At 48.0% G+C, this 22,280-nt stretch carries 23 protein-coding genes; 10 read left to right on the forward strand and 13 right to left on the reverse strand.

Going from position 1 to position 22,280, the window contains the following annotated elements:
• Positions 1–5 precede the first annotated feature (5 nt).
• Both tatC and LN737_RS07440 read left to right on the forward strand, forming a co-directional pair.
• A complete protein-coding gene (gene tatC, locus LN737_RS07435; RefSeq protein WP_405517576.1) occupies positions 6–863 on the forward strand; it encodes a twin-arginine translocase subunit TatC in 858 nt (285 codons plus the stop codon).
• Positions 864–935: 72 nt separating this feature from the next.
• A complete protein-coding gene (locus LN737_RS07440) occupies positions 936–1,157 on the forward strand; it encodes a hypothetical protein (protein WP_405520336.1) in 222 nt (73 codons plus the stop codon).
• Between the two features lie 102 nt (positions 1,158–1,259).
• Here the strand turns inward: LN737_RS07440 and LN737_RS07445 are convergent, their stop codons facing one another.
• The 8 genes from LN737_RS07445 to LN737_RS07480 form a co-directional block, all read right to left on the reverse strand.
• A complete protein-coding gene (locus tag LN737_RS07445; RefSeq protein ID WP_405517578.1) occupies positions 1,260–2,621 on the reverse strand; it encodes a DUF58 domain-containing protein in 1,362 nt (453 codons plus the stop codon).
• Entirely contained in the window at positions 2,618–3,433 is an 816-nt protein-coding gene (locus tag LN737_RS07450) for a tetratricopeptide repeat protein (protein ID WP_405517580.1), read from the reverse strand. Before LN737_RS07450 ends, LN737_RS07445 begins: the two co-directional genes overlap by 4 nt.
• Positions 3,430–4,563 carry a hypothetical protein gene (locus tag LN737_RS07455; RefSeq protein ID WP_405517582.1) on the reverse strand — a complete coding sequence of 378 codons (1,134 nt, stop codon included), beginning with the start codon at positions 4,561–4,563 and terminating at the stop codon, positions 3,430–3,432. The genes LN737_RS07450 and LN737_RS07455 overlap by 4 nt, the downstream gene beginning before the upstream one ends.
• Positions 4,563–5,537, reverse strand: a complete 975-nt coding sequence (locus tag LN737_RS07460; RefSeq protein ID WP_405517583.1) for a MoxR family ATPase — start codon at positions 5,535–5,537, stop codon at positions 4,563–4,565. The genes LN737_RS07455 and LN737_RS07460 overlap by 1 nt, the downstream gene beginning before the upstream one ends.
• A gap of 105 nt (positions 5,538–5,642) precedes the next feature.
• Positions 5,643–6,857: a DUF4350 domain-containing protein gene (locus LN737_RS07465; RefSeq protein WP_405517585.1), complete on the reverse strand. Its 1,215-nt coding sequence runs from the start codon at positions 6,855–6,857 to the stop codon at positions 5,643–5,645.
• Between the two features lie 16 nt (positions 6,858–6,873).
• Complete coding sequence (locus LN737_RS07470) at positions 6,874–7,650, reverse strand: DUF4129 domain-containing protein (RefSeq protein WP_405517587.1); 777 nt, start codon at positions 7,648–7,650, stop codon at positions 6,874–6,876.
• Positions 7,634–8,524, reverse strand: coding sequence for a hypothetical protein (locus tag LN737_RS07475; protein WP_405517588.1), 891 nt, complete (start codon positions 8,522–8,524; stop codon positions 7,634–7,636). Before LN737_RS07475 ends, LN737_RS07470 begins: the two co-directional genes overlap by 17 nt.
• Positions 8,521–9,465, reverse strand: a complete 945-nt coding sequence (locus LN737_RS07480; protein WP_405517590.1) for a stage II sporulation protein M — start codon at positions 9,463–9,465, stop codon at positions 8,521–8,523. The genes LN737_RS07475 and LN737_RS07480 overlap by 4 nt, the downstream gene beginning before the upstream one ends.
• A 155-nt stretch (positions 9,466–9,620) precedes the next feature.
• On the opposite strand from LN737_RS07480, the gene LN737_RS07485 reads away from it, so the two are divergent.
• The 6 genes from LN737_RS07485 to LN737_RS07510 all read left to right on the forward strand — a co-directional run bounded on the left by LN737_RS07485 (position 9,621) and on the right by LN737_RS07510 (position 16,579).
• A complete protein-coding gene (locus LN737_RS07485; RefSeq protein WP_405517592.1) occupies positions 9,621–10,316 on the forward strand; it encodes an RDD family protein in 696 nt (231 codons plus the stop codon).
• A 104-nt stretch (positions 10,317–10,420) separates the two neighbouring features.
• Positions 10,421–11,611, forward strand: coding sequence for a M20 family metallopeptidase (locus tag LN737_RS07490; RefSeq protein ID WP_405517594.1), 1,191 nt, complete (start codon positions 10,421–10,423; stop codon positions 11,609–11,611).
• A 212-nt stretch (positions 11,612–11,823) separates the two neighbouring features.
• Positions 11,824–12,462: a gluconate 2-dehydrogenase subunit 3 family protein gene (locus LN737_RS07495; protein ID WP_405517596.1), complete on the forward strand. Its 639-nt coding sequence runs from the start codon at positions 11,824–11,826 to the stop codon at positions 12,460–12,462.
• A 97-nt stretch (positions 12,463–12,559) separates the two neighbouring features.
• Positions 12,560–14,278 carry a GMC oxidoreductase gene (locus LN737_RS07500; protein ID WP_405517599.1) on the forward strand — a complete coding sequence of 573 codons (1,719 nt, stop codon included), beginning with the start codon at positions 12,560–12,562 and terminating at the stop codon, positions 14,276–14,278.
• Positions 14,279–14,517: 239 nt separating this feature from the next.
• Positions 14,518–15,075, forward strand: coding sequence for a hypothetical protein (locus LN737_RS07505; protein WP_405517600.1), 558 nt, complete (start codon positions 14,518–14,520; stop codon positions 15,073–15,075).
• A 79-nt stretch (positions 15,076–15,154) separates the two neighbouring features.
• Positions 15,155–16,579: an ATP-binding cassette domain-containing protein gene (locus tag LN737_RS07510; RefSeq protein WP_405517601.1), complete on the forward strand. Its 1,425-nt coding sequence runs from the start codon at positions 15,155–15,157 to the stop codon at positions 16,577–16,579.
• Between the two features lie 20 nt (positions 16,580–16,599).
• Here the strand turns inward: LN737_RS07510 and LN737_RS07515 are convergent, their stop codons facing one another.
• Together LN737_RS07515 and LN737_RS07520 are read right to left on the reverse strand one after the other, a co-directional pair.
• Positions 16,600–17,664 carry a response regulator gene (locus LN737_RS07515; protein ID WP_405517602.1) on the reverse strand — a complete coding sequence of 355 codons (1,065 nt, stop codon included), beginning with the start codon at positions 17,662–17,664 and terminating at the stop codon, positions 16,600–16,602.
• Entirely contained in the window at positions 17,642–18,859 is a 1,218-nt protein-coding gene (locus tag LN737_RS07520; RefSeq protein WP_405517603.1) for a PAS domain-containing sensor histidine kinase, read from the reverse strand. The genes LN737_RS07515 and LN737_RS07520 overlap by 23 nt, the downstream gene beginning before the upstream one ends.
• 171 nt (positions 18,860–19,030) lie before the next feature.
• Here LN737_RS07520 and LN737_RS07525 point away from each other — a divergent pair, with 171 nt between their 5' ends.
• The gene (locus LN737_RS07525) at positions 19,031–19,357 is read left to right on the forward strand and encodes a co-chaperone YbbN (RefSeq protein WP_405517604.1); all 327 of its coding nucleotides are present in this window, start codon (positions 19,031–19,033) and stop codon (positions 19,355–19,357) included.
• Positions 19,358–19,369: 12 nt separating this feature from the next.
• Positions 19,370–19,780 (forward strand): hypothetical protein, encoded by a 411-nt coding sequence (locus tag LN737_RS07530; protein ID WP_405517605.1) that lies wholly within the window; start codon positions 19,370–19,372, stop codon positions 19,778–19,780.
• Positions 19,781–19,857: 77 nt separating this feature from the next.
• Here LN737_RS07530 and LN737_RS07535 read toward each other — a convergent pair whose 3' ends face one another.
• From LN737_RS07535 to LN737_RS07545, 3 genes are all read right to left on the reverse strand, one after another.
• On the reverse strand, positions 19,858–20,619 hold the full coding sequence (locus LN737_RS07535) for an SDR family NAD(P)-dependent oxidoreductase (protein ID WP_405517606.1): 762 nt from the start codon (positions 20,617–20,619) through the stop codon (positions 19,858–19,860).
• Positions 20,620–20,715: 96 nt separating this feature from the next.
• Positions 20,716–21,624, reverse strand: a complete 909-nt coding sequence (locus LN737_RS07540; RefSeq protein ID WP_405517607.1) for an AraC family transcriptional regulator — start codon at positions 21,622–21,624, stop codon at positions 20,716–20,718.
• A 234-nt stretch (positions 21,625–21,858) separates the two neighbouring features.
• Complete coding sequence (locus LN737_RS07545) at positions 21,859–22,218, reverse strand: hypothetical protein (RefSeq protein ID WP_405517609.1); 360 nt, start codon at positions 22,216–22,218, stop codon at positions 21,859–21,861.
• Positions 22,219–22,280 lie beyond the last annotated feature (62 nt).

The raw sequence follows: 22,280 nt of genomic DNA on the forward strand, positions 1-22,280 counted from the left end.
AAACAATGCCATTAGATCAACTGACTGACGAAGAGATCGAGTCCGAAGGTAAGGAGATGTCCTTTCTGGACCATCTGGAAGAACTCCGCTGGCACATCATCCGGGCTGTGGGGTCTATTTTTGTATTTGCCATTATTGCCTTCATTTATATTGAAGATATTTTCGATAAGGTAATTCTGGCCCCGAAGCACCCTGACTTTTGGACATATCGAATGATGTGTAAACTATCTGAAGTGACAGGCTACTCAGATTTATGTGTCAATAAATTAAATTTTACATTGCAAGCACTTGGTATGTCTGATCCATTTACAATGGCTATGACATCATCATTGGTAATTGGCCTCTGCTTTGCGTTCCCTTACGCTTTTTGGGAAGTATGGCGGTTTATTAAGCCGGGCTTGCGGATGGAAGAGAAACAAGCGGCTCGTGGGGCTGTATTTTACGTCTCAATGCTTTTCCTGATGGGATTGCTCTTCGGCTATTTTATCGTCTCCCCGTTAGCCATCAATTTTCTGGCAAATTACCAGATTACGCCGGAAATTAAGAACCAGTTCGATATTACGTCTTACATTGGCATACTTGTAACGCTCTCATTAGGTTGTGGACTAATCTTTCAGATGCCGATGGTGGCCTTTGTACTCTCTAAAGTTGGGGTGCTGACACCCAAATTCATGCGTGAATACCGAAAACACGCCTGGATCGTCATCCTGATCGTGGCCGGTATCATTACGCCCTCGCCGGATATATACAGCCAGGTTCTGGTTGCTTTGCCGCTTGCCATGCTCTATGAGGTCAGCATTATTGTGTCGGGACGTATTGAGAAGCAGCGCCTAAAAGCGCACGAGGAGTTAATGAAATCGTAAATAAAACCTGTATGGTCTGGACGCAGCGTAGAGAAAGTTCTCTAATCTGCGTCCAGTCTTTTTACACGAATACTGATGCAGTACGATTTTCGAAAATATCACTATCGCTCCATCAACGCAGCCAATGATGCTGAACGGGCGGCCATCAATCAGGAGCTAAAGGATTTATACACGGCTTTGCCTGAAGAAGAAAAAGACGAGTTTAACCGACAACTGCAAACGTTTCTGGCGAAGGAGATGGGCCGGTTGAAATCTGATTATGAATCCGTAAAAGGAAATCTAGGTGAGAATTGATATGGAGATTGGTCATTGGAGATTAGTCATTAGCCCTTGGATAAATACCGATCAATGACCAGTGACTAATCTCCAATGATTAATTACCAAATGACCAATAATCTAAATCATTCCCCGCGCTTTCAATTCCAGGTATTTGTTTACCGTGTTGGCCGTTAGGTTTTGTGGAGCGGTTAAAATGGTTTGAATACCGTATTGAGCTAACTCCTTCACAATCTGTTTCTTCTCGAAGGAAAACTTTTCACCAATCGTTTTGAAATAGATGGCTTCCGTATCAACAGCGGGTTGATCAAGTAAAGCACGTAGCTCCGTATTCTCGAAGAAAATTACCAGTAACAGATGGTCTTTAGCCAACCGACGCAGGTAGGGAAGTTGTCGGTGCATACCGTTTACCGTCTCGAAATTGGTAAACAGCAGCAACAGGCTACGCTGACGAATATGCGCCCGAACGCTCGTGTAGAGGCTTTCAAAATCCGTTTCCAGAAATCGGGTACGTTGTCGGTAAAGTAATTCCAGAATCTTGAGCATGTGCCCCGACCGTCGGTCGGCGGGAAGCAACTGGCCAATGTGATCTGAAAAGGTCAGAATACCGGCACGGTCCTGTTTAAGCAGCGCAATGTTACTTAACACTAAACTGGCATTGATGGCATAATCGAGCAGAGTCAGTCCTTCGAAAGGCGATTGCATTACGCGCCCTTTGTCAATCAGGCAGTAAACCGGCTGCGACCGTTCGTCCTGATACGCATTGATCATTAAGGTCGTATCCTGCGAATGGCTGCGTCGTGATGTGGCTTTCCAGTTAATTGTACGAATATCGTCGCCGGTGTTATAAGGACGAACCTGGTCAAACTCCATGCTGTGCCCAATGCGCCGGATACGTTTGACGCCTACTTCATTAAGCCGATTGGTTACGGCCAGCAGTTCATACTGCCGCATCTGCAGAAAAGAAGGGTACACAGCCACCACTTTTCCCTCACCAAACTGATACCGTCGTTTTAATAACCCTAAGGGCGACCGAACAAATGCGTTTACCGCACCGAAACTATATTCGCCCCGCCTGGTTGGGCGGAGTTCATAGCGAATAATTTGTGTTTCGCGAGGATTCAGACGAGCCCGAAACAATACGTTGCGCCGTTGAAATTGAAACGGAATTTCATCGATCACCTCCACATCCGTGCGGAATGCATACCGATTTTCCAGATAAATAGATATCGGATTTTCATCGCCGTTCGATAAGCGGTCAGGGAGTTCCCGCCGGGCGAAAAAAGTTGCCCCATTCGTGTAGTTTCCGGTACGAAACAGGAGCCAGACGTCGATGCCAATCAGCAAGACAAAAACGGCAAAGCCAACCTGTATCAACGGCAACAGGATCGGGAAAGCATAGGCGACTACAAATAGTAAAACAATGGCAATCAGGGAAAACCACAGTTGCGTAGCAACAAAAAGAGAGCGGAGTGATGTCAACGTTTTTGTTTTTTTAGATTGGCAAGAGCTTCATCAATCTCAGCTTCATAGAGCGGATTGAAATTGTCCTCCTGATACTCGCCAGTACGTTCGGCACGTAGCGCTTTGAAAAAAAACGACGCATCCTGAAACGCCGTCTGAGCCTCGGCAACACGGTTCAGTTGGAGTAATGCTCGGCCCCGATGATACTGTGCCAGTGCACTTTGGTTGAAATTTTTGATGGCATGATCCAGATCGATCAGGGCTTTTTCGGGCTGTTGCAAAGCTATATAACTGGTTGCCCGACTAACGTAGTGCCTATAGTTAACCCACTCAGCACCATGTTTCATCGCCAGTGAATCGATACCTACCGAAAATTGCTCAACGGCTTGCGCATTATTTTCTAAAGCCCGATACGTTAGCCCGCGCAGATAACTAACCGGATTGTTGTTAATCATATCGTTGAACAGGGGCGTTAAGGCATCATAAGCGTCCAGATGACGTAGCGCACGCGGGTAATCGCGTAGTTGCGAGAGATAAATTTCTCCGACCATCCCGTGTTCTTTCGGATACTCAGTGCTTAATTTTTCCAGCCAGATCGCGGCCTGCTCATAATCATGCTGCCAAACGTAATGAAAGGCTCTGGATCGATGGTTCTGCACGTTGGTCGACAGGGGGTCTATCTTAAACGGCCGTCTTATTGGTGAAAAAAAAAGTTTGTGTTCCGAACGGTTTACCGCCAGCATAGAAGCCGTCGATGTTATGAATCGCTCACCATCCTGAGCGATGACCGAGCAGGGAATCAGCAGATACAGGCACAGCAGTTGTCTCATGGCAGAATATCGATTAGTTGCCCATCCTTTAGTCGAAAGGTGAGCGAAATAGCCGAATCCTGCGGCTTCTCAGTTGGCCAATCGGTTATATAGCTGGCTATGTCGGCGGGTACATGATTACGGCAAACGCTGACCAGCTGATTCGTTATCTGAGCGTCGAAGGTTTTGGGGCAGTAATCATCATCAAATCCGGCAAGTTCAAATAATCCCCGTTCTCCCTGGCAATTGACTGCAAATTGTATCCGAATCAGCCCGGACTGACCCGGTCGGTTGGCAGGTGAATAATGCGTACGAAACAACTGGTAAAGTATATAGCGATGTTCAGAACCCACCATCGTGTAATGCCACATCCTGGCAAAACAATTGTCGCAGGTTTGAAAACCACTAGGTCGGCACGTATCGGCAGGAGTTATGTTTCGAACGTAGCGAAAATTCGTAGTGGATACGGCGCGTCCGCTACAGCCGATGGCTTGCATTTCTCTGGCAGACAGACGGCTTATCTGCCACAGTGGTTTATAGTCTGATTGCGGGCTATGCTGGTTACCCTGAATAATGAGAAAGACAGATTGACTAAATCGGGCTAATCGCCAGAAATGAGCTGTACGTTGCTTCGTCAGCGGATTTTCCAAGGCTACCTGGCCATTATCGTAGAAGTAAATCGTCAAACTATCTGACTGCCAGACGCGGCCACTTAGCTGTTGGTGCACACGCGCTGAGTCGATTGCTACATCGGTAAATCGCCGAAAAACCATCGGATAATTAGCGCCGATACGTAACAACTCATTCTGAATCGAAACGAGCCGGGGAGTGAAATGAACAGTGTCCAAACGAACGTTGTTGCTATCCACTGACCACGTTGCTGTACGCTCCCTGGCCGAACCATCTACCATGCCAACGTGATACGTACTGTCCGTATCCAACTGAAGGTACGTTGGTAAAGGACAGAATAAATCAGTATCCCATTCCGTGTGTACACCAATCCAGGTACCGATAAACTGATCCCGCGTCTGGGCTTGAGAAGATGAATAATAGATAAATAATAATGCACAATGGATAATGAAAAATGGCGAACACAGACCAGATGACCAGCCTCTCCGTTTGTCAGTCACTATCCATGCTACATTACTCATTATCTCGGTACTTCGATTTTCTTGACCAGCTGCGCAATAACATCATCGGCCGTACCGCCTTCCATTTCCCGTTCGGGTGTAAGTAACACACGATGGCGTAGAACGGGGGCGGCTAGTTCCTGAACATCTTCAGGCGTAATAAAATCGCGGCCACGGAGCGTAGCAAGTGCTTTTGTACTGTTGAGCAACGCAACAGAAGCCCGGGGTGATGCGCCCAGATACAGCGACTTGTTAGCCCGGGTTGACTGCACAATCTGCGCAATGTAATCGAACAGGTTGTCTTCTACATGTACCTGATGCACCTGACTACGTAAGGTTGCTAACTGTTCGGCGGAAAGTACTACGCTGACCGCATCGAGCGCATCCGTCAGATTTCGGCGCTGATGATGTCCCCGAAGAATATCCACCTCTTCAGCCGCATCGGGATACCCTACCACAATTTTAAACAAAAAACGGTCTAGCTGTGCCTCAGGTAAGCGGTACGTACCTTCCTGCTCGATCGGATTTTGTGTTGCCAGCACCATAAATGGCTCAGTGAGATGATACGTTGTCCCATCGTTGGTCACCTGCCGTTCTTCCATTACTTCAAACAGAGCGGCCTGCGTTTTGGCAGGAGCACGGTTTATTTCGTCGATCAGGACCAGGTTTGAAAAAATCGGCCCTTGCCGGAAGATGAAATCGCCGGTTTTGGGCATAAAAATCGACGTACCCAGCACATCAGCGGGCATCAGGTCGGGCGTAAACTGAATCCGACTGAAACCCACCGACATGGTTTTTGCCAGTAACTTAGCCGTCAGGGTTTTAGCCACACCGGGTACCCCTTCAATCAGTACGTGGCCATCGGCAAGCAGAGCTGTCAACAGCAAATCGACGGTCTGGTGTTGACCTACGATCACTTTCCCAACTTCATCCCGGATAGCGTCGACGGTAGTTTTCAGGGAAGTAAGATCTAAGCGAGAATCGAAAGTATCCATAAGAAATGTCTGAACCGCCGGGCTGCCGCGGGATTTTCAGGATTTAAATGATTGGCTTGATTGTGCTTTCAAAGAAAGCCTGTTGAAAAAAATCAGGTTAATCATTTAAATCCTGAAAATCCCGCGGCAGCCCGGCGGTTCGGATTGTTTAAATTTTTCCAGTGCGCTGTTCAGCGTTAATAAGTCGGCTTCTGAGAGCGAAATGCTTTTCTGAGCATCACGCAGCAATCGAACCAGTTCTGTGGCTTCTTCTGTCGGAATGCCACTTTTGTGGGCCAGCGCTTCCGTAAAATCCTTATCCAGAACGGTTGTATTTAGATGGTATCGCTCACGAATATCGGCCAGAAAATACTGAATTTTTTTGCGGGCAAGGTTATCATGATCGCCTTGCTGAAAGTACATACGTCCGACGGTTTTTACAAAATCAAGCGAGGTATTCCGGAGCGGTTTAATTACCGGAATGACACGCTGAGTACGTTTTCCGGCAAAGATTGCGTAGAAAAATACCCCAAATGCCACTAGATAATACGCCCAGTTGAGCGCCGGTTGTGACCGAACGTATCGAAAAATGGATTGCTGCTCTTCGCTGAATCGGCCCTGTTTCTGATACTCATCCCAGTACGTAGGCAGAGCAGGTAGGTAGGAAAGCGCCTTAAAAGCATAATCGGATGTTTTTGTGCCCAGTACGTAATAATTTGTGAAGGCCAGCGGCAGATTATGAATGAAAAATTGCCCTTTGCCATATTGGATTCGAATAAAAACAGCTTCATTACGGGCATTTCGTCCCAATACGGTTATGTGTTCTGGTTTTCTGATCGTCAGGAAGTTACGCCCGTCATCGTGGAAGAAATTGTATCCTCCGGGTTTCCGGAGTTGCGGATTTGTGAAGTTCTGCCGAAGCGTCGTGTCCGCTTTGGCGCGCTCTTTTTCATCGGCTTTAAAGCCCAGCACCTTACTCAGCGAATCGGGGAGGCTATAGGCCGAAACAAACACATTATTTCCATTCCGTACGTAGGCCAGTAGCTTCGGCATCTCAGAGCCATGCACGGTCAGTTCCTGGCTCATAAGGATGTAATTGCTTCGGGCTGGCAAAGTGGTTTCTGTCAGGAAGTTATAGACCGGTAAACGTATTGTTTTGATCGTCGGCTGATGCATCACATCAGGCAATAACTCAAACAAAGCCTGGGTTCCGAACGGAATTTTATGATCGTTCTGATAAGAAGGCTTCCAGTCGAGCGGTTTCGGCCGGTAGTACTCGAAAAGTACGTAGGCGAGTACCGTTGCCAGCAGAAGGATCAGGTATTTATTAGCTTTTGGCAATGTGTGCTTACAGTTTTTAGTTTGTAATCAGTGGTTTAAGCGTTAGTCCAAACTGGTTGAACAGTGCCTGAATTTCGAAAAAACGCGTTTCATCGATGGGAAAAGCACCGTACCAAACAAATTCAAATTGACGGGTCAACTGCTGAAAATCTTCCTGAAGCGTAGATTTAGCGAGTTCGTAAACGTATTGGCGGTTTGTTTTTTCGGGCTTATAGTCAATCTGGTTGGCATCCGTCAGGCGCTTGAGCGTTTGCAGATAGAGCAGCCGAACAGCTAACCGGAAATTTCGCTGGTTAACCGCTTCTTCTATGGCCGTATCGAAGCTGATGTCGTGAATATTTTCAGACAGGTTTTCATAATCCAGATTGCCGGTCTGCGCCTTTTTGGCGAACAGAAAATTCAGGATTTCGGCTTTCATGAGCAGATAAACCACCAGCCCGGCAATGGCTGCCAGGAGAACGTACTGCCAGATATTTTGATAAGCACTGCTGCTCAGAAAGCGGGCGATTTTCCGGAATAGCCAGTCGAATAAACGCGCTAATGGATTTTCGGGCGGAGGAGCATCATTTCCATACTGATAATCGTGGTCAGTTTGCAGGCCCCGTAATTTGTCAGCTTCGGGAAAGCGGATACGTATCGGTGATCGGTCATCAGGCGCTACAAAGGACTTCTCTTTCGTCGTTTGGGCCAGTCCCGGTACCGAAAAAAACAGGCTCAATAAGCCGATCACAAAAACCAAACTGGCTACCGATACGTGAAAACGAAAAAACCTGAAATCAGAATGTACCTTCATCCGTATCGCGTGGTTGGGAGGGAGCCGTTCCAATAGAGTCGATGGCCGAAATCATTCCCCGGCTTTCCTGCCGTTCAACCAGATTTGTATACTGAAAGCCAATAGCTGTATAAAGCACAGCATTAAGAAGGGTTTTACCAACCAGATTAACAACGTTTCCCAGCATAAGCCATACTACCGACACATCGGGAAGCAGTTTAGCTGCGGTAAAAAAGGTAATGATCCCGGTCGGAATGGCGAAAATTATGCCTACTATGGCTACAATTAACCCCATCACGAAGATAAGGCCGAACGTTGACCACCATTTGTCGCGGATAAGCTGAAAACAACGGTTCCAGGTAACGCCAAAATCAGCTCCTTCGAAGACCGTAACCGCTAATGAGAGCGACAGCACAACAGCCAGATAAATACCGGGAATAAAGAAAAACACAAAGCCAAAGCCGATGATGATGGTGTTCAGGAGCGAAATAATGATTCCCCGACCAATCGTAGGTTGTACTTCGTTCCACACATCGGTTACGCTGATTGGCTCTCCCTCGGCTCGGTCGTACACTTTCATATGGGCGTATGTAGTCAGAATCACGGCGACGTTGGCGAGAACGCCAAACAGCATCGTTAACCAGAACGAGGGCGATATAAAAAAACTCAGCATCTGAAAAGCCGCTATCGGATCATCGGTATTGGCAAAGCCCGATTCGCCCATCAGCTTCATCATGTTTGACTGCATTATGCCCGTTGCGATGCCTGCTACCAGGGCAACCGGCCCGACAATGTAAAGCAACGACAATCCCAGGCTCCGGAAGTTCTGGATGACGTATTGAAACGTAGCATTGATTTTATTGCCAAAATCGCGCTGCTGAAAAAGTGGTATCATAATGAAACTCTGCGATTAAGTGAAATCGGATAAAGAATAAAATACCAGATGATGAAAGCCGCTGAGAGCAGAATAATACCCCCGCTTACTATCGGGGGTAGGGTTAGCCGCGTCACAAAACTCTCCAGAAACCCGGCCATAACGAAAATAGGGACCAGCCCAATGGCAATTTTCATTCCTTGTTTTGCTCCGCGTTTGAATGACTCCAGCCGGGAATATGTACCCGGAAACAAGATACTATTGCCAATTGTCAGCCCCGCGCAACCGGCAATCACGATGGCTGAAATTTCGAGTGTGCCATGAATCCATATTTTCAGAATCGAGTCGAGGAGCAGTCCACGCTCGTAGAAGAAATATTGAAAAGACCCCAGCATGACCCCATTATAAAACAGCATGGCGATGCTGCCGAACGATGCGAATACACCCAGCACAAACGTTCGCAACGCTACGTTGATGTTGTTGAGGGTAATTTGTACGAACATGGTTGCCTGATCGCTGCTGTTATACACACCCAGCGGATCGCCTTTTTTAATGTTTTCGAGCGTCATATTGACGTATTCATCGCCCAGAATCAACCGTACAAACGTACTGTCGTGGGCCGCCGAGATCCAACCTAACATACAGGCTACCAGAAAGATACCTGCCGAAAATGCCAGGAGTCGATGCGATTGGCGGAACAACAACGGCAGTTCATATTTCCAGAACGTAACGAACCGGCTCCGTTCGTCCTGCCGGTTCTGCATCAGGCCCCGGTGCATCTGCGCGGCCCGACCGTTGAGGTACCGCGTTACCTTCGCATTGGGGTAAAAGGTTCGCGCGTACGACAGGTCATCCGTCAGCTCCACAAACCGATCCGTCAGTTCGTCGGGGTTGTGGGTGGGGTTTTCCTCCATGTCGCGCCATTTATCGGCGTTCCGTTTAATGAAAAGGGCTTCGCGCATGCAGCTGGCAAATGATAAACCGTAAGACGATTATAGTCAGGAGGAAGTAGGCTAAGTTAGCGGTTGTAACCAAATTGTGCGCATGTTTTCGTCGAATTTTTTGCCGGAACCGGCTATGCTTACGACTTTTGCCTTACGCTTTATGCCTTTTGTCAATGTCCGTTGCCATTCTGACTTCCCAGAACGTTTTGCTGGAATACGACCCCGCCAGCCTTGGCGACCGGATTCTGGCAGCAATCATTGATTATGCCGTATTTGTGGGATGGTTTATTCTGACGCTCGCCGTGCCGGAGCAGTTGGGCATCAGTCGGGGCGGATTTTATACGGTTCTGGTGCTCATGCCCCTTTTACTTTACGACTTGCTCTGCGAGTGGTTTCTTAACGGGCGGAGTGTTGGGAAACTAGCCATGAATATTCGGGTTGTGATGCTCGACGGCTCACAACCAACCTTTGGCGCTTACCTGATTCGGTGGTTGTTTCGGATTATTGAGTCAGCTGCTTTTATTGGTGGCATTGTTCCGGTCATTACCATCGCGGCCAGTGGGAAAGGGCAGCGGTTAGGCGATATTGCGGCTGGTACTACGGTTGTTAAACTTAAGCCTGCCGTTACGTTAGACGAAATCCTGATTCAACCGGCACCTGAGAATTATGCCGTTCACTTTCCGGATGTGCGGCTGCTTTCAGATCGCGATATCACCATTGTTCGCGAAATTCTGCGCCGGGGTGACGAAGGAGGCCTGATTCGTACAGCTGATAAAATTAAAGCAGTGACCGGTATTCAAACGAACGTACCAAATCGGGCGTTTCTGGAAACGGTTATCAAGGATTATGAGTTTATAACCATACAATAGATTACGTATAGCGGAATGGTATTCCGTTGGGCCATCTGGCCGACATAGATTACATAAATAATTGGCTCCTGGCCCGGCGGAATACCATTCCGTTGTACAGAATTATGCTCGATTCCATTAAATCTCTTGCCCGGCAATACGCTGCCGATCTTGTACAGACCCGTCGGCATCTTCATGCACATCCCGAATTATCTTTTCATGAGCGAAATACGGCCCGGTTCGTAGCTGATCAGCTGAAAGCGATTGGCATAACCCCACAGGAAGGGGTAGCCGATACGGGTTTGGTTGCCATCATTGAAGGACGTATCAGTGATAGTTCGAGGGTTGTTGGCCTGCGGGCTGATATGGACGCGCTGCCAATCCACGAAGCCAATGATGTACCCTATAAATCAACCGTAGATGGGGTTATGCACGCCTGTGGCCACGACGTACATACGGCCAGCCTGTTGGGTGTCGCCCGCATTTTACACGTACTGCGCGATCAGTTCGATGGAACCGTAAAGCTGGTCTTTCAGCCCGGCGAAGAAAAAGCGCCGGGTGGGGCGTCTTTGATGATAAAGGAAGGTGTTCTGGAAAATCCGGCTCCTGTCAGTATGCTCGGTCAGCACGTAGCGCCCAATATTCCAGTCGGCAAGATCGGCTTCCGCGAAGGCATGTATATGGCCAGCACCGACGAAATTTACATGACCGTACGGGGTAAAGGCGGCCACGCGGCTATGCCCGATAACCTGGTTGATCCAGTCCTGATTGCGTCGCATATTATTGTTGCGCTGCAGCAGATTATCAGCCGAAATCGGCCACCAGCCAGCCCGTCGGTACTGTCGTTCGGGCGTTTCATTGCCGATGGCGTTACGAATGTTATTCCAAATGAAGTGACCATTCAGGGTACATTTCGGTGTATGAACGAAGAATGGCGGGCCGAAGGAAAACGCCGAATGGTAAAGCTTGCCGAAGGGATTGCCGAAGCCATGGGCGGTTCCTGCGAATTTGAGATTGTGCATGGCTACCCATTCCTCAAAAACCATCCGGAGTTAACCCGGCGGGTACGAGCGCAGGCAGTTGAATATATGGGTCCCGAAAATGTTGTAGATCTGGATTTATGGATGGCGGGCGAAGATTTTGCCTTTTACTCGCAGGTAGTCGATTCCTGTTTTTACCGACTCGGCACCCGTAACGAAGAACGGGGTATTATTTCGGGGGTTCATACGCCCACTTTCGACATCGATGAATCGGCTCTGGAAACTGGTGCGGGGCTGATGAGCTGGCTGGCCGTTCAGGAGTTGAAAGCACCTTAGAAAGTGTGGCTGTCTGAGCAATAAACAATAGATAATAAGGGCTGATACTGTCATCTGAGTATCAGCCCTTTTGGTTTACGCCGAATCAGCAAAATCGTATCCGGTGATTTTAGCGAAAACTGTATCGCCAAATAGCACAATCCATTCCTTGATTGTTATACATTTGTAATTACTTATAACGTTCTATTTGAAAGTCTAATTTACTGAAACCTATGAACAGAAGAGACGCCCTCATGCGGGTGGCCGCGTTGGCTGGCGCAACTATGACGCTGCCTGCGCTGGCCGATACGCTCGAAGCCTCGGCCACTCGGCGTGCCCTGACGGGTAAACCGGTCTTCTTTACGGCTGATCAGGATGCTACCGTCGCTGAACTGGCCGATACGATTATTCCGACAACCAGTACGCCCGGTGCTAAAGCCGCTAAAGTGAACGAAGTAATCGACGTTATTGTGAAAGACTGCTACAAACCAGATGATCAGCAACGTTTCCTTGAAGGGCTTACGCAGACAAACAAGCTTAGTCAGGATGCGTACGGAAAAGCTTTCGTGCAACTCGATCCGGCACAACGTATCGAGATCGTTAAAAAGCTTGAAGCCGACGACAAACAGCGCCGGGCCGAGATGACGACCAACAAGGCTGTTGCCAAGGTTGAGAACTCGCAGGCCGACTTACAAATGCCCGATTCGAAGAAGCGGTATACGCCGTTTTTCACCATGATGAAAGACCTGACCCTGACGGGTTACTTTACGTCTGAAATCGGCTGTACTCAGGCACTTGACTACGTAGCCGTTCCGGGTCGATACGATGGCTGTGTACCCCTGAAAGCTGGCCAGAAAGCCTGGGCTATTTAATGTATAATGAATAATGCACAATGAATAACTAAGTGGAAATGGACTTCTCTGAGAGCCATTGTCCGTTTTACATTATTCATTATCCATTCAAAAAATTATGAATCTCAATATAGACGCTAAAAAAGATATGACCTATGACGCTATCGTCGTAGGTTCGGGTATTTCGGGAGGCTGGGCCGCTAAAGAACTTACCCAAAAAGGATTGAAAGTGCTTATGCTGGAGCGGGGGCGCGATGTGAAACACATTGAAGGATACCCCACTGCAACAAATAACCCCTGGGACTTTCCGCATAGAGGACGTATCACAACCATGGCCGCTGAAGAGTATTGGGCCAATATGCGTACTGGATACACCGCAAACGAAGAGTGGCGGCACTTTTTCGAGAACGATAAAGAAAATCCTTACCTCGAAAAACGCAAAGTCGACTGGATTCGTGGCTATCACGTAGGTGGTCGTTCGCTGATGTGGGGGCGCCAGAGCTACCGTTGGAACAAAGAAGATTTCATGGCCAATGCCAAAGAAGGCATCGGTGTCGATTGGCCAATCCGCTACGAAGATCTGGCACCCTGGTATACCTACGTCGAAACGTTTGCGGGTATTTCGGGAAATAAAGACGGCATCGACGTACTGCCCGATGGCAATTATCTGCCACCGATGCAGCTTAACTGCCTCGAAAAAGAAGCCAAGAAACGGATCGAAAAAGCGTTTCCAAAACGTCTTGTTACGGTAGGCCGTACGGCTCACCTGACCGCGCCCAAGCAGCTTCATTACGATCTGGGCCGGGCTGCCTGTCAGTTCCGGAACCAGTGTATGCGCGGCTGTCCCTACGGAGCCTATTTCAGTACACAATCGGCTACGTTGCCTGCAGCGGTGAAAACGGGTCGGTTAACGCTTCGCCCTGACTCTATTGTAGCGGAAGTGCTCTACGATGAGAAGAAAGGCAAAGCAACCGGCGTTCGGGTAATTGACCAGAATACGAAAGAAGTACGTGAATATTTCGCCCGGCTTATTTTCCTGAATGCATCGGCGTTCGCGAGTACGTCGATTCTGATGAATTCGAAGTCGCACCGCTTCCCAAATGGGATGGGTAATGACTCTGACCAGCTTGGCCGTAACATCATGGACCACCACCTTGCCGCCGGTGCGGCCGGGTCATTTGATGGCATGGAAGATCAGTATTACTACGGTCGTCGGGCGAATGGTGTTTATATTCCCCGCTATCGGAACTGGGCTGGCGACAAACGCGATTATGTGCGTGGGTTTGGTTATCAGGGTGGTGCTGGCCGGGGCGGCTGGAACCGAGGTAACGGTATGGATGGCTTTGGTGCTGATTTCAAAGAAAGCCTGACCAAACCCGGTCCCTGGACAATGAGCCTTGGTGGATTCGGCGAAATGATTGCTGACCCAAATAACCGTATGACACTCTCGCCCGACCAGAAAGACAAATGGGGCCTGCCACTTGTCGTTTTCGATGCAGCCTATGGGGAGAATGAGAAAAAAATGCGTGTTGACATGATGAACGATGCAGCCGAGATGCTGGAAGCTGCTGGCTTCAAAAACGTAACGCCCTATAACGATACGACAAAAAACCCCGGTATCGGTATTCACGAAATGGGAACAGCCCGTATGGGTCGCGATCCGAAAACGTCGATACTGAATGCACACAATCAGGTTCATACGGTGAAAAACGTATTTAATACGGATGGTGCCTGTATGGTTTCGGCTTCATGTGTGAACCCTTCCCTTACCTATATGGCCCTGACAGCGCGTGCCGCTGACTTTGCTGTGAAGGAAATGAAGAAGGGTAATTTGTAAAAATCTGCTTTTATGTGTGGAGTCAGGTTCTCAAACCTGACTCCACACTAGTACCCCTGTAAATAGCCTCTGAAACAAATAGCAAGCCCCGAGCATCTAATGCTCGGGGCTTTTTTATTCGAAATCTGACCAGATAAGTGCCTGACTTGGCAAAAAATTAAAAATATCTTAAACAACTCTCGGATTAGTTGAGTTATACTATAGAATATCGAGTTAAGACGATAAAACATACTCAACTAATGAAAAAATTAATCATAATGGGATGGATGCTGGTAGCTGGCGTCGCCCTAAATGCAAACGCACAAACAACCAACTCAACAACAAATTCGGGTTCAACAGGTACCACAGGAACAACGGGTACTTATTCCAGCCCTTCTAATTCTGGCACCAACACGGGTACGTACCAGACACAGCCATCGACTACAAATTCTGGAGTCAATCAAACTGTGCCATCAACAGGAGTAGGCACCCAACCACCAACGAACTCGAATACAAACTCGACTCAGCCCAGCACGACAACATCGCCGGGTATGACACCAGGCAGTACAACGTTGCCTAATCAAAGCGGAACCGTTAGCCCAACTCCTTCGACGGGAACGACAACGCCAAGCACGGGAACAACGCCAAACAGCACCTATAGCACCGGAACGGGGACCACAAAGCCAAGTTCGAGCATGTCATCGGATTCACAAAATACGATGGGCACTACGGACCGTACCTCTACCGGTACAACAACGAATAACAGCCGTGGTACGAAGAGCAAATCTTCGTCTACCACAACACCTGTTAAACCCTAGTGAGTAGAGTTTAAATTGAATTGCGTAAAACGCGAATCGGGGTCATACCTTTGCAAAGGTATGACCCCGATTCGCGTTTATGTCTGACGAAAGCCCCCTGATTTCTTTAACTAAGTTTACCGCCCGGCGAAGCGGTAAACCCATTTTGACCAACGTAACGTTTGCCCTTCGTCAACAGGAATGCTGGGCTATTGTCGGGCCTACAGGAAGCGGTAAAACAACGTTACTCCAGGCTATGGCAGGTCAGTTTCCGGCTCCGCCGGGTACGTTATCGCGCCGGACTTCAGCCGAGTTTGTTTCCTTTAAAGAGGAATCCAGCCGGTTTTCGTATAGTGGCTATTTTTATCAGCAGCGCTATCAGGCGACAATGGGCGATAATCCGGAGAGAGAAGAACCTGCTTACCATTCGATTCCGTCGTTACGTAACTTTCTGCAGTATACGGACTCTCCGGAAAATACGGCCCTGATTAAGCGACTGGGTCTTGAACCGTTACTGGACCGTTCGTTTTTAAAACTTTCCAATGGGCAAACGCGCAAAGCCAGGATTGGTAAAGCGCTACTGCGGCATCCGGCTGTTTTGCTGTTAGACAATCCCTTTGTTGGGCTGGATAAAACGTTTCGGGCAGAACTGACCGAGTGGTTAGGAGAACTTGTACAGCATGGACTGACGCTGGTACTGGTTACAGAGCCAGAAGATATTCCACCGTTTGTAACACACGTCATTACCTTACAACAGGGTCAGGTATTGTGGCAGGGAAACAGAAATGAATATACTCCCGAACCGCCTGATGCATCGGAAACCGAATTGCCCGTATTACAAACCGCTCCACAGTTGCCTGATTTTGCTGAGGCCTTCCGACTGCGGAACGTAACGGTACGTTATGGGGACACCGTGATTTTAAACGGAATAAATTGGGCCATTCAGGCCGGTGAGCACTGGGCTTTGCTTGGGCAAAATGGAGCCGGTAAGTCTGTTTTGCTGAGCTTGCTATATGGCGATCATCCACAAGCCTATGCCAATGACGTAAGCGTTTTTGGGTATCGGCGGGGGAAATCGGGTGAAAGTATCTGGGATGTGAAACGCCGGATCGGATTTGTATCGCCGGAGCTGCACCTTTACTTCCCGCAGCATTTGTCAGTACGTCAGGTTGCCCTGACCGGCCTCACCGATACGCTTACACCACCCCGGCAAGTACCGGCTGAAACAGAGGCCGATTTAAAACAGCTATTGGCTTACTTTGGTCTGAATGATACGGTAAATCGTCCGTTTGGTACCTTATCGGCTGGCGAGCAACGACTCGTTTTATTAGTACGGGCTTTACTGAAAAATCCACCAGTCCTGTTATTAGACGAACCGTTTCAGGTGATTGATGCACATCATATCGAACTAGCCAGACGGCTAATCGCTAGCCTGGACCATAAAACAATTCTGTTTGTTACGCACAATCAGGGCGAGCTGCCTGAAAAAATTGACCAGATTTTTGACCTGAACCTTATGATCTAGTGCGAATCGGGTGAATTCGTTTACCAGTTTGCCCGGCGCAACTTATCAGGCTGTACGACCCGAATACCCGCTCCGGTGATCTCGATGAGACCGTCGTGTTTGAATTCGCTAAGTGTGCGAATCAGAGATTCGGTAGCAGTTCCGATGACGGCTGCCAGGTCATCGCGTGAAATTTGGATGGGTGCCGCCGGTTCGCCATTGGGCAGTGGTTCCTGCAGCCGTAGCAGTGCATCAGCCACGCGCCGGCGTAGCGAGCTATAGGCCATACCCAGCAACTGATCCTCTTTTTCGTTGACGCGCCCTGCCAGCATCCGCACAAACTGTCGGCTTACCTCGGGTTGAGTGGTCAGTAATTGCCGAAAATCCTCTTTTGGAATGTACACCAGTTCAGAGTCATCGAGCGTTAGGGCCGAGTCGGTATAATTCTTTTCTTCGAGGAGTGCCAGGTCGCCAAAAAATTCGCCCGCTCCATAAAGGCCGGTCACCAGTTCCTTACCGTCATTGTTGGTCCGCGTCGTTTTAATTCGGCCACTTTTCAGGAAATACAAACGGGTAGGCTCGTCGCCTTCCGTATAAATAAACTGCTTTTTAGGGACGTGGTGTGTCTTGCGGTCGACGGATAGGCTCTGTAAGCCACCGCCACCCGTTGAACGGACATCCTCCAGAAATTGGACGAGTCCATCCTGTTTTAGATTGTAATCTTCAGCTTTAAGCTTGCTAAATCGGTTCAGGCGGCCTTCCACAGCACTTAATAATTCCGTATCATCGAAGGGTTTGGTCAGATAATCGTCGGCACCAAGCTCCATACCTTTTCGAAAATCGATCCGTTCCGACTTGGCCGTCAGAAAAATAAAGGGTATACCGTTTAGATCAGGGTTTTTATTGACAATGTGCAGAACCCCATATCCATCCAGCACGGGCATCATGATGTCACAGATAATCAGGTCAGGCCGGTCTGCCAGAGCTAGCTCAACGCCTATTTTACCGTTTTCGGCAGTTAGCAGGCGATACCCGGCTAATTCCAGAATCTCCGCTGTATTCTCGCGAATGTCGGCGTTGTCTTCAATAAGTAGAATCGTTTTCATAAGGAAAAGTAAGTGTTACTGTCGTGCCTTCGCCTAATTGACTAGCCAGGTTAATCGTCCCATCCAGTAGTTCAAGGTATTTGGCAACAATATGCAATCCAAGGCCTGTACCCGCGAAGTTAATTGCGTTTTTGGCCCGAAAAAAGCGTTCGAATAAATGCTTCTGACTGTCGGCCGAAATCCCAATCCCGTTATCGCGAACGACAATCTGAAAATGTGTCTTCTGACTGTGCGTTACTACGTATACTGTCTGATTTTCAGCTGAATATTTAATAGCATTTGAAAGCAGGTTTACCAGAATTTTACGCAACAAAGATGGGTCGCTACGTACAGAACCCGAGCAATTGAACTGGGTCTGGACATGCTGTCCGGGCTTGAGCATATCCTGCAAATCCACTATAACTTCCTCCACCAACAGGGGTAACTTAACCCATGTCCATGATGCTTCTACCCGGCCTGCTTCCAGCCGCCCCAGCGATAAAAATTCCTCCAGAATGGTATTAAGATGATTAACTGACGACTTGATGCGGTGAATATGCCGAAGCCGTTTTTCCTGCTGGTCGGTGTCGGGGTATTTTTCAATTAATGACGCCGACGTAAGTACCGCACTCAGGGGCGTTCGGAATTCATGCGAAGCCATCGATACAAAGCGGGATTTCAACTCACCCAATTCGCGTTCGGCGGCCAGTGCCTTCGCCAGTTCATCTTTCGACTGTTCGAGCTGATGTAGAGTGGTCATGAGCGCGTGGGTCCGATCAACAACTCGCTGCTCTAGTTCGGTGTTCAGCTGTTCAATCCGGCTTTTCTGCTCAAGTAAAGTTCGTTCAGCTTCCTTCTTGGCCGTAATATCAATGATATAGCCCACGGTAAGCAGCGCATTATCGCGGTAGAAATAACTCAGACTGATTTCCGCCGGGAAAACTGAACCGTCTTTACGTTTGGCAAACAGGTCGCGTCCGTGCCCTATTTCCCTAACCTGTGGGTGCGCATTAAACGAGGCTCGTAATTGGGCATGATGATGGGCCTCCGAATCTGGCACGAGCGCATCGACGTACAGGCCATCCATCTCATCGGCGCTATAGCCAAACAGGGCATGAGCATGCAGATTAGACGACAAAATGCGCCCCTGTTCATCAGAAACGATGATACCAATGGTTGCATACGTAAAAACAGCCTCGATTGAGTCGTCGAACATGTAGGCCCTTAAAATTAGAACTCCCTGTAAGCTTTGGTTTTAGTGAAGTTGTGTGCAAAATACGCGCCTGTAATTTGTATCCAGCTGACTAAAATCAGGTTTCATATTGATCTGTCTCACGATACGAATACGGGGAGCCGGCCAAATTTGGGTAATTAACTGATTACTATAATGAGATCTTACTCTCCGTTAACAACAGAAGCTCCTAAACTGGCTATATTATTGGTATTTACGTCTGCTTCTCCTGCCCAGCGCGTCGAAGTGGACCGCCTGCTGGAGAAAATTAAACTGGTGATAAGCCCAGCTGTGCAGATCATACGCGTTAGTGAAGCCGCGCACCCGGAAGTGGTACGTAGCTTTGAAATTAGGTCGTTGCCTACGTTAATTTTATTAAAACGTGGTCAGGAGCTATGGCGCTATTCGGGAGCTATAGATAATCCGGAACTCCTCCATCAGTTAGGTAATCAGATGGAGCAACCTTCACTTAAAATCGGCTAATCACCCATCCCTATGAATTATACACCCTCATCCGATCAACTTATGACGCCCGCTACCTGCCATCAGAATCATCAATATTGGCAGCATATTATTCACCAGCAGGAAGAAGAAATTCACCAGCTCCGGGCGTTGTTACTTGAGGTCATGAATCACTACAACAGCCGCAGCCTTCAGCACGATGCGGTTGACTATTTTCAGGATCTGAGCCAATTGCAAACCAAACTTGACCTGCTGAACCGCAATATGATTTGCACCGGCGCCGACTGCCCACCCAGTAAGCAAACGTTGCCGTGTTCAAACGCTCATTTTGGCTTATCTGCCGCTATTGAACGGCATACTACAGCACTCATGAGCGAGTTTTCCCGCGTGAAAGATGGATGCCTCCAGTTTCTGTCGGGCATGATGAGCCTGAATATGCTTTAAAAATAGTAAAGGGGTAAAGACACAGGGCAGTTTTTAAAACGACCCGCTGTCTTCACCCCTTTGGGATATAATTCCTTTTACAAACCCTGCCCGCCCGATACTTCGATACGCTGGGCGTTGATCCACCGGGCTTCTTCCGTACACAAGAAAGCAACTACGCCACCAATATCGTCGGGAAGGCCAACACGACCGAGGGCCGTACGGCTGGCAATCTGAGAGTTGATCTCTTTATTGTCACGCACGCGACCCCCACCGAAATCGGTTTCGATAGCGCCCGGTGCTACTACGTTCACGGCAATGCTCCGAGGACCTAATTCAAGCGCCATATACCTCGAAAGCACTTCAATGGCCCCTTTCATCGATCCGTAAGCCGATGAACCTGGATACGTCATCCGGGCAAGTCCCGATGAAATATTGATGATTCGACCACCGTCGTTAATGAGCGGTAGGGCTTTCTGGCTAAGAAAAAATACCCCTTTGTAGTGAATGTTCAGAGCCGTATCAAACTGCTCCTCAGTGGTTTCGGCAAATGCGCCATAAAGGGCGGTACCAGCATTGTTGATCAGGAAATCGAAATGATCAGTGGCGAAAGTTTCCTGCAAAACGGTTTTCAACTGCCCGAAAAACGTATCGAAGCTTTTTACGTCGCCCGCATTGAGTTGTAAGGTTGCGGCTTTCTGACCCGACTGTTCAATCTCTTTAACAACGGCTTCTGCCTCGGCCTTTTGCGTATGATAGGTCAGAATTACGTCGATTCCTTTTTTGGCAAGGCTAAGTGCCATGTTTTTGCCTAAGCCACGGCTTCCGCCAGTAACTAAAGCGATCTTACTGTTGCTCATCGTTTTTGTTTGATTTTGATGAGACAAAGGTAGATCAGACGTAACGTGAACTGTTTGCGAAGATCAATCTGTAATTTGCAAAATTCAAATCATGTTTTAAACCCGGAAGGCTAAAGGAGCAAACGATGTCTGTTTTTTGAAAAAGTTGGAGAAATGCGCGACCTCTTCAAAACCCAGGCTGTAGGCAATCTCGGAGATGTTCCAGTCCGTTTGTTTCAACAGGATTTTGGCTTCCTGAATAATCCGACTGCTGATAAGGTCGGTGGTCGTTTTGCCGGTGTTTTCCTTGAGTACTTTATTCAGATGATTGACATGAACAGAAAGCCGATCGGCAAAATCTTTAGCCGTACGCAGACTGATTTTTTGCTGGGGCGATTCAATCGGGAATTGTCGTTCGAGTAATTCAATGAACAAGGAAGAAACACGCGCCGAAGCTGTGTGTGTTGGGTATAGAGCCGTTGCCGGTTGTAATTTTTGTCCGTAGTGAATCAGCTCAAGTACATAATTACGTAACAGATCATACTTGTAAACATAGTCAGAAGCAATTTCCTTGTACATCTTTCGAAAGATATAAAGCAAGTCTTCGATGTTCTCATCCGACAATTGAAAGACAGGATAACCACCCGGCCTGAATATCGGCAACTCATCAAGCATAATTCCGCTTTTATGCTGAATAAGAAAATCGGCGGTAAAAATGCAGAAATAGCCCGATAGACCCTCCTCCTGCGGAATCCAGTGATACGGGATTTTGGGCGTAGCAAATAGAAGTGCACTCTTCTCAATATCAATTACCTTATCGGCGTATTCGGCTTTACTACGCCCGCGAATGAGACTGATTTTGTAGTAAGCCCGTCGATTGTATGGCATCAGGCGAGGGTTCTTTTTGATTTTCGCGTGCACTTCTTCTATATTAAATACATTGAAGTGCCCAATCTCTTTGTTAAGATCCTGGGGAATAAGCGTAGAAATTTCTTTATAAAAACCCTCTAGTGTGGTCGTCTCCATACATTACCTGATTTGCGAAAATCAAATATATGGAGTTTTTAGACGGGGAGCAAGGGGCGGGGCGCTGGGAGCGGTGTTCGCGCCTATGATGGTACTGGCTTTTTTGTTTTTAACGTCGCATCCGCATGTCTCGCACGTCCGCAATTGTATCGCGGACGTGCGAGTGAATTTTCTGCACAGGGCAATTTAAGTTATACCAATCTCCTATAAGCTAAGCGCTTTAGGGGATCAGAGTTAATTCGATGCTAATTTATTTAATGTGGTCTTCCTGGATTGATAACCAACAATCAGAAATGTGACAACCAGCGATATCGCAACTAAGATCGTGGCAATCGATACGGCCATATCGTGTAGAGGTGGCATTACGTTCTGGGAAGTAAAGGCACGGTATTTCAGTATGTCTTTTTGCAAGGTGGTCATGCCTTCTACGTCAAACGTTTGTTTGTAATGAATGGACCGCCCGTTTCTGTTGCCATCAATTTGAATGGAAAGCGTTTGGCTATTGTCGACAATTCGTGTTTTCAATCGGGAGGACGACTGAGCCATTGTAAACGTACTGATGCTGAGTAAGATGAGGATTAATAGATGTTTCATAGCTTTTTTGTTTTTGTATGAGTTGTAGGAACGAACTGCCACTACGTAATCCCTGCACCCCG

Origin of the sequence: Spirosoma sp. KNUC1025, from assembly GCF_045160025.1 — a bacterium.
Classification (GTDB): domain Bacteria; phylum Bacteroidota; class Bacteroidia; order Cytophagales; family Spirosomataceae; genus Spirosoma.

Coding starts and splice junctions, on each gene's coding strand:
- tatC (WP_405517576.1), top strand. CDS start 6: ATGCCATTAGATCAACTGACTGACGAAGAGATCGAGTCCGAAGGTAAG.
- LN737_RS07450 (WP_405517580.1), bottom strand. CDS start 3,433: ATGAGACAACTGCTGTGCCTGTATCTGCTGATTCCCTGCTCGGTCATC.
- LN737_RS07455 (WP_405517582.1), bottom strand. CDS start 4,563: ATGAGTAATGTAGCATGGATAGTGACTGACAAACGGAGAGGCTGGTCA.
- LN737_RS07460 (WP_405517583.1), bottom strand. CDS start 5,537: ATGGATACTTTCGATTCTCGCTTAGATCTTACTTCCCTGAAAACTACC.
- LN737_RS07470 (WP_405517587.1), bottom strand. CDS start 7,650: ATGAAGGTACATTCTGATTTCAGGTTTTTTCGTTTTCACGTATCGGTA.
- LN737_RS07475 (WP_405517588.1), bottom strand. CDS start 8,524: ATGATACCACTTTTTCAGCAGCGCGATTTTGGCAATAAAATCAATGCT.
- LN737_RS07480 (WP_405517590.1), bottom strand. CDS start 9,465: ATGCGCGAAGCCCTTTTCATTAAACGGAACGCCGATAAATGGCGCGAC.
- LN737_RS07485 (WP_405517592.1), top strand. CDS start 9,621: ATGTCCGTTGCCATTCTGACTTCCCAGAACGTTTTGCTGGAATACGAC.
- LN737_RS07490 (WP_405517594.1), top strand. CDS start 10,421: ATGCTCGATTCCATTAAATCTCTTGCCCGGCAATACGCTGCCGATCTT.
- LN737_RS07495 (WP_405517596.1), top strand. CDS start 11,824: ATGAACAGAAGAGACGCCCTCATGCGGGTGGCCGCGTTGGCTGGCGCA.
- LN737_RS07500 (WP_405517599.1), top strand. CDS start 12,560: ATGAATCTCAATATAGACGCTAAAAAAGATATGACCTATGACGCTATC.
- LN737_RS07505 (WP_405517600.1), top strand. CDS start 14,518: ATGAAAAAATTAATCATAATGGGATGGATGCTGGTAGCTGGCGTCGCC.
- LN737_RS07510 (WP_405517601.1), top strand. CDS start 15,155: ATGTCTGACGAAAGCCCCCTGATTTCTTTAACTAAGTTTACCGCCCGG.
- LN737_RS07515 (WP_405517602.1), bottom strand. CDS start 17,664: ATGAAAACGATTCTACTTATTGAAGACAACGCCGACATTCGCGAGAAT.
- LN737_RS07520 (WP_405517603.1), bottom strand. CDS start 18,859: ATGTTCGACGACTCAATCGAGGCTGTTTTTACGTATGCAACCATTGGT.
- LN737_RS07525 (WP_405517604.1), top strand. CDS start 19,031: ATGAGATCTTACTCTCCGTTAACAACAGAAGCTCCTAAACTGGCTATA.
- LN737_RS07530 (WP_405517605.1), top strand. CDS start 19,370: ATGAATTATACACCCTCATCCGATCAACTTATGACGCCCGCTACCTGC.
- LN737_RS07535 (WP_405517606.1), bottom strand. CDS start 20,619: ATGAGCAACAGTAAGATCGCTTTAGTTACTGGCGGAAGCCGTGGCTTA.
- LN737_RS07540 (WP_405517607.1), bottom strand. CDS start 21,624: ATGGAGACGACCACACTAGAGGGTTTTTATAAAGAAATTTCTACGCTT.
- LN737_RS07545 (WP_405517609.1), bottom strand. CDS start 22,218: ATGAAACATCTATTAATCCTCATCTTACTCAGCATCAGTACGTTTACA.